The organism is Nonomuraea sp. SBT364 (assembly GCF_001083785.1).
GTDB lineage: Bacteria > Actinomycetota > Actinomycetes > Streptosporangiales > Streptosporangiaceae > Nonomuraea.
The window spans coordinates 1-6,186 of sequence record NZ_LAVL01000279.1; the positions used below are offsets into that span (position 1 = coordinate 1).

The following is a 6,186-nucleotide window of genomic DNA, read 5'->3' on the forward strand; positions in this document are numbered from 1 at the left end:
ACGTGTGGCTGTCCGGCCCCGGCGGGCGGCGCGGTGCCGTCGGGCAGCACGGCGGCGGAGTCGTAGGCGAACCCCAGCACCAGCCCTTCGCAGCTGCGCCGCCCCGCCTGCCGCTCGATCGCCTCCCGCATGGACAGCCGCCCCTCCATCATCTCGAAGGTGATCAGCGCGTTGTCCAGGCTCTCGTCCACCGTGCGGGCCGCGACGGGACGGCGCTCGGTCTCGTAGGTGTCCAGCAGCGCCTCACCCGCCGTGCCGCGCAGCACCGCGGCCAGCTTCCAGGCCAGGTTGTGCGCGTCCTGGATGCCGCAGTTCATGCCGAACCCGCCCTGCGGCGTCGCCACGTGCGCGGCGTCGCCCGCCAGGAAGACCGGCCCGGCGCGGAAGGCGGTGGCGACCATGGCCTGCTGCAGCCACGGCATCACGCCCAGCAGCGTGACCGGCAGGCCGGGCACGCCGACGGCGGCGCGCACCGCCGCCAGGCAGGCCTCCTCGGTGAAGTCCGCCGGGCTGCCGCCGAGCTCCGGCTCGTAGCCGGTCTGCACCATCCAGCGCCGTTCGTGGTCCACCGCCTCCACGGCGCACGGCGGATCGCGCAGGAACGACAGCGCGGCCCGCCGGTCGGGCGGCAGGAAGCCGAGGTCGGCCTCGAACATGATGCTGATCATGTGCCCGAGCGGCGGCGGCCCTTCCGTGGTGATGCCGAGCAGGTCGCGCACGCCGCTGCGGCTGCCGTCGGCGGCGACCGCGTAACGGCAGTTCACCAGCGTCTGGCCGGCGGCGTCGGCGATGGTCGCCGTCACGCCGCCGGAAGTGGGACGCAGGTCCGTCAGGGTGACGCCGAAGCGGACGTCGGCCCCGGGCAGGGACTCGGCGTGACGCCGCAGGATCACCTCCAGGCGGTCCTGCGAGCACAGGAACGTGTAGGTGGGGCTCTGCGGGGCGTCGCGGTCCAGCTCGGCGGCGGAGCGGACGAAGTCCGGGGCGGTCAGGGAGCTGCCGACGCCCACCGCGAGGTACTCCTCGCGCGGCATGCCGGCGCGCTCCACCTCCTCCTGCAGCCCCCAAGCGCGCAGCAGCTCCATCGTCCTGGTGCTGATCAGGCGGGCCTTGGGGAAAATCGCCGTGCCCGCGTGCCTTTCCACGAGGAGCACCGATATTCCGTGGCGGGCGAGCTCAATGGCGGCGCAGAGTCCGACGGGCCCGCCACCGACGACCAGAACTTCCACATTGAGCTCATTCATGGCCCCAGGGTCATATATCGCGAATATTCAGGTCAATGCGCAGATATCTGTGTGATACAGGCGTGATATCGCGGCTTAGTAGCTTATGGAGAGAAGATCCAGTTGATCGATCCGGTGATTATCGAATTCCTGGAGAGATGATGCTCTTTGCCCCAGGATCCGTGGCCGTGGTGACGGGCGGGTCGCGCGGGATCGGCCGGGCGGTCGCCCTCGACCTGGCCCGGGAGGGCGCCCACGTCGTCGTGAACTACGCCCGCTCCGAGCACGACGCCAAGGAGGTGGCCGGCCGGATCACGGCCGACGGCGGCAGCGCCAGCACCGCGCAGGCGGACGTCACCGACGAGGACGCCGTCAAGCGGCTCTTCCGCGACGTACGGGCCGAGCACGGGCGCCTCGACGTGCTCGTGACCAGCGCCGGCGTGACCATGGACCGCTACCTCATCGCGATGAGCCTGGAGCAGTTCCGCACCCCCGTGGACACCAACCTCGTCGGCACCTTCCTGGCCTGCCGCGAAGCGCTCAAGGTGATGCAGCACCAGCGGAGCGGGTCGATCGTGACGATCTCCTCCTCCAGCGGGCTCGACGGCGGCTTCCCCGGCCAGACCAACTACGTGGCGTCCAAGGGCGCGATCATCGCCTTCACCCACGCGCTGTCCAACGAGGCGGCGCCGCACGGGGTACGCGCCAACGTCGTCGCCCCCGGCTTCGTCGCCACCGACATGACCCGCAAGGTGCCCGCCGACATCAAGAAGCGCTACGAGTCGCGCATCCGCCTGGGCCGCATGGGCCGCCCCGAGGAGATCGCCTCCATCGTCAGCTTCCTCGCCTCGGACAAGGCCTCGTACATGTCCGGCTCAGTGGTCGTCGCGCACGGCGGCGGCCTGCAGTGACCCGCCCCGACCAGCAGCCCGGCGCACAAGGAGAACCCATGACCATCGACGAACTGCGGGCCAGGGCCGCGCAGCGGCAGCAGACCTGCAGCCAGATCAAGAAGATGATCGTCTCCCGGCTCGACCTGGAGATCGAACCCGGCTGGATCACCGACGACCAGCCGCTGTTCGGCCGCGGCCTCGAACTCGACAGCCTCGACGTGCTGGAGCTCTACGTCGCCATCGAGGCCGAGTTCGGCGTCGCGCTGTACGACAGCGACATGGCGGTGTTCGGCTCGGTCTCGCGCCTCGCCGACGAGGTCGACCCCGCCCTGAGGGCGCCGGCATGACGGTGGCCGAGCAGGCGCCGCCCGTCCACGGGCTGAGCCACGACCAGGTCCGCGCCGTGCTCCCGCACCGCTGGCCGATGCTGCTGCTCGACCGCGTCGGCAAGGTGGTCCCCGGCGTCAAGGGGACCGCCACCAAGAACGTCACCGGCACCGAGCTGTGGTTCCAGGGACACTTCCCCGGCGAGGCCGTCCTGCCCGGCGTCGTCATGGTGGAGGCCATGGCCCAGCTCGCCGGCGTGGTCTTCGCCATGGCCGGGGCGAGCGAGATCAGCTACCTGGCAGGCGTCAGGGCGATGCGCTTCCGCCGCCCCGTCGTGCCCGGCGACCAGCTCGTGCTCACGGCCGAGCGCACCGGCGGCGGCGGCGGGTTCGCCGAATACCGGGTCTCGGCCCGGGTGGACGGCCAGGTCGCCGCCGAAGGAAACCTCACCATCGCCGACCCGGCGAACCAACGTTCCGTGCGAAAGGTGTGAACATGGCAAGCGTCCTCGCGACCCGGCATCCGGAGGACACCGTCCACGGCCAGGTGGGCGACGCCACCGTACCGCTGCGCTTCTCCTCCCTCGCGGAGGAGTATCAGGTGCTGCGCGAACGGGCGGCCGTGCTCGACCTCGGCGGGCACCGGCTCATCGAGATCACCGGCCCCGCCGCCGTGGACTTCGCCCAGCGGATCCTGGCCCGCGACGTGGAGTACCTGACCTCCGACCGCTGCATGATGAGCCTCGTCCTCGACGATTCCGGCCAGGTCGTGGACCAGGTCATCGCCTTCGGCAGGGAGGACGGGCTGCTCCTGGAGAGCTCCTGCGGCGCCGGCTCCCGCCTGCTGGACCACCTGCTGGCCCACGCCGTCGAAGGCGCCGAGATCGCCGACCGCTCCGCCGACCTGACGGTCATCGGCCTGGAGGGGCCCTACGCGTGGGGCGTGGTCGGCCGGCTGATCGACGGCGAGCTGGCCTCGCTGCCCTTCGAGTCGGTCGTCGAGGCCACCTGGGACGACGTGGACATCGTCTTCGCCAGGACCGGCTACACCGGCGAGTACGGCTACCAGATGATCGTCCCTCGCGAGGCGTCGGCCGGCCTGTGGGCGGGCGCGCTGGAGCACGCCCAGGCCGCCGGGCAGGAGGCGCTGGAGCTGGCCATGCTGGAGGTGCGCCAGCCGATCCCGCGCCACGAGGCCACACCCGGCGCCACGGTGATCGAGATCGGCGCCAACTGGCTCGTCGACATCACCAAGGACGACTTCGTCGGCCGCGCCGCCGTGCTGGAGGCGTTCGAGGCCGGGAGCGGGCGGCGCACCGTCGGCTTCACCGGCTGCGAGGGCGTGCCCGCGCCGGGCACCCGCGTGCTCGCCGGCGGCCAGGACGTCGGCGAGGTCGTCCACGCCGTGCACAGCGCCGGTCTCGGCGCCACCCTCGGCCTGGCCCGCGTCGACCCCGAACTCGCGGCGGCCGGCCTGGACCTGACCGTCGGCGGACTCGGCGTCACCACGCTGACCAGCCCGTACATCGTGCCCAAGAGCTGGAGCATCCCGATCATCTGATCGGCCGGTCACCCGGAGAAGGAGGCAGAGCATGGCGCTGCGGCCCGTCGTGGTCACCGGCCTGGGCATCATCTGCGCGGCCGGCAGGGACCCCGCGGAGTTCTGGACGCGGCTCACCACGGCCAGGGGCGGGCTCGCCCCGATCGAGGACCCGGCGTTCGCCGTGTTCGCCGCCAGGTACGCCGGGCAGGTGCCCGACGCCTGGATCGACACCCAGCTCTCCGCCGGCGAGGAAGCCGGCGATCGCACCGCCCGGCTCGCCCTCGTCGCCGCCCGCCAGGCGATCGAGCAGGCCGGCCTGCCCCTGCCGGGCGCGGAGCCCGGCCAGGGGACCCCGGCGGCGGGGCGGTTCGGGATCATCCTCGGCAAGTGCCAGGCGACCCCCGGGCCGCAGGGACGCTACCAGCCGATGCATCACACCGCCGACGTGGTGGCGCGGCGGCTCGGCCTCGGCGGGCCGCGCGTCCTGGTCTCCACCGCCTGCGCCGCCGGCGGCAACGCCGTCGGCCTGGCCAGGGACAAGATCCTCACCGGCGAGGCCGACGCGGTCCTGGCCGGCGGCGTCGACCCGCTGCTGTTCGGCACGTACGCGGGCTTCGCCGGACTGCAGGCGCTGAGCACCGGGCCGTGCCGCCCCTACAGCCACTCCGACGGGCTCAACCTCGGCGAAGGCGCCGCGTTCCTGCTGCTGGAGCCGCTGGACCTGGCACTGGCCCGGGGCGCCACGCCGCTGGCGGAGGTCGCCGGCTACGGCCTGTCCGCCGACGCCTACCACGCCACCGCCCCCGACCCCACCGGGCGCGGCGGCGCGGGCGCCGTCCGCCGGGCGCTCGCCGACGCCGGGCTCACCCCCGGTGACGTCCACTACGTCAGCGGCCACGGCACCGGCACCCCCGCCAACGACGCCATGGAGGCCAAGGTCATGCGCCTGGTCTTCGGCGACCGGGCCGCCCAGGTGCCCACCAGCAGCATCAAGTCCTTCGTCGGCCACACGCTCGGCGCCGCCGGCGCGGTCGAGGCCGTCGCATCCGTCCTGGCCCTGCGGCACGGCGTGGCGCCGCCCACGATCGGCTTCGACGACGGCGCCGCCGAGGACGCCGCCGAGGACGCCCGGGCCGACCTCGACTACGTGCCGAACCGGGCCAGGCCGATGCCCATCGACACCGTCGTCTCCAACAACTACGCCTTCGGCGGCAACAACGTCTCGCTCGTGCTGACCCGGCCGCGCGGCCCGCGCCCGTACGAGCCGGCGCCCCGCCGCGACGCGGTGATCACCGGGCTCGGGCCGGTCACCGAGGCCGGCACCGGCATCGCCGAGACGGCCGCCGCCATCACCGCCGGCCACACCGCCGACGGGCGGGCCCCGTCGCTGGAGGGCCGCACGTTCGCGCCGCGCTCGCTGTGGCGGCACATGAACCGCCTGTCCCGCCTGGCCATCGCCGCCTCCCGGCTCGCCTGGGAGGACGCCGGGCTCAAGCTGCCGCGCCGGGCGCTGGACGACGTCGCGCTGGTCTTCGCCACCGGCGCCGGCTCGGCCGAGAGCACCGGCGGGTTCGACGACAGCATCGCGCTCAACCCCAGCAAGCCCGCCGTCCTCAGCTTCTCCAACGTCGTCCTGAACGCCACCGGGGGCGCGGTCTGCCAGACGCTCGGGCTGCGCGGGCCCACCACGACCATCTGCAACGGCGCCGCGTCGGCGTCCATCGCCCTCGACTGCGCGCTGGAGATGATCGCCGCCGGCAAGGCCGAGGTCGTCCTCGTCGTCGCCGCCGACGAAACCCCCGCCAACTCCGCCTCCGGTCCCGCCCCGGGTTCCGGCGGGGCTCCGGTGCCTCAGGTGGCCGGGTCGGGGGCCGTGGCGTTCGTCGTGGAGTCCGCCAGGCACTGCGCCGGGCGGGGCGGCAGGCCGTACGCCAGGGTGGCCGCGACCCGGCACGTGCCGGGGGAGGACCCCGAGGCGGTGGCGCGCAGCCTGGAGCTGCCCGGTGCGGCGCCCGGCCTGGTCGTCGGCGCGGCCACCGGGCCGGCGCGCGACGCCGAGGAGACGGCGGCGGTCCGGGCCCGCGTGCCGGAGGCGCTGTTCACGGCCTCGGCGGCGCTGATCGGCGACTGCCAGGCGGCCACCGGCGCGATGAACATCGCCCTGGCCGCCCGCGCCGTCCGCGACGGCATCACCCCCGCCC

General features: G+C 73.7%; 6 protein-coding genes. 5 read left to right on the forward strand and 1 reads right to left on the reverse strand.

From position 1 onward, the window contains the following. The coding region (locus ADY59_RS46085) for an FAD-dependent oxidoreductase (RefSeq protein ID WP_049577333.1) at positions 1–1,244 on the reverse strand (1,244 nt) is incomplete at its 3' end. Between the two features lie 161 nt (positions 1,245–1,405). Between ADY59_RS46085 and fabG the strand changes: the two genes are divergently transcribed. From fabG to ADY59_RS46110, 5 genes are all read left to right on the forward strand, one after another. Then, positions 1,406–2,134, forward strand: coding sequence for a 3-oxoacyl-ACP reductase FabG (gene fabG / locus ADY59_RS46090; RefSeq protein WP_231619223.1), 729 nt, complete (start codon positions 1,406–1,408; stop codon positions 2,132–2,134). A gap of 38 nt (positions 2,135–2,172) precedes the next feature. Continuing rightward, positions 2,173–2,463 (forward strand): acyl carrier protein, encoded by a 291-nt coding sequence (locus ADY59_RS46095; RefSeq protein ID WP_049577320.1) that lies wholly within the window; start codon positions 2,173–2,175, stop codon positions 2,461–2,463. Next, positions 2,460–2,936, forward strand: coding sequence for a 3-hydroxyacyl-ACP dehydratase FabZ (gene fabZ, locus ADY59_RS46100; protein ID WP_049577323.1), 477 nt, complete (start codon positions 2,460–2,462; stop codon positions 2,934–2,936). Before ADY59_RS46095 ends, fabZ begins: the two co-directional genes overlap by 4 nt. A gap of 2 nt (positions 2,937–2,938) precedes the next feature. Continuing rightward, entirely contained in the window at positions 2,939–4,003 is a 1,065-nt protein-coding gene (locus ADY59_RS46105) for an aminomethyltransferase family protein (protein WP_049577324.1), read from the forward strand. A 31-nt stretch (positions 4,004–4,034) separates the two neighbouring features. Then, positions 4,035–6,186 (forward strand): beta-ketoacyl-[acyl-carrier-protein] synthase family protein (locus tag ADY59_RS46110; RefSeq protein ID WP_049577328.1); only part of this gene is annotated, 2,152 nt, incomplete at its 3' end.

Excerpts from the sequence above, each read along its gene's own strand:
- ADY59_RS46105 (WP_049577324.1), top strand. The coding sequence starts at position 2,939 with ATGGCAAGCGTCCTCGCGACCCGGCATCCGGAGGACACCGTCCACGGC.
- fabZ (WP_049577323.1), top strand. The coding sequence starts at position 2,460 with ATGACGGTGGCCGAGCAGGCGCCGCCCGTCCACGGGCTGAGCCACGAC.
- ADY59_RS46095 (WP_049577320.1), top strand. The coding sequence starts at position 2,173 with ATGACCATCGACGAACTGCGGGCCAGGGCCGCGCAGCGGCAGCAGACC.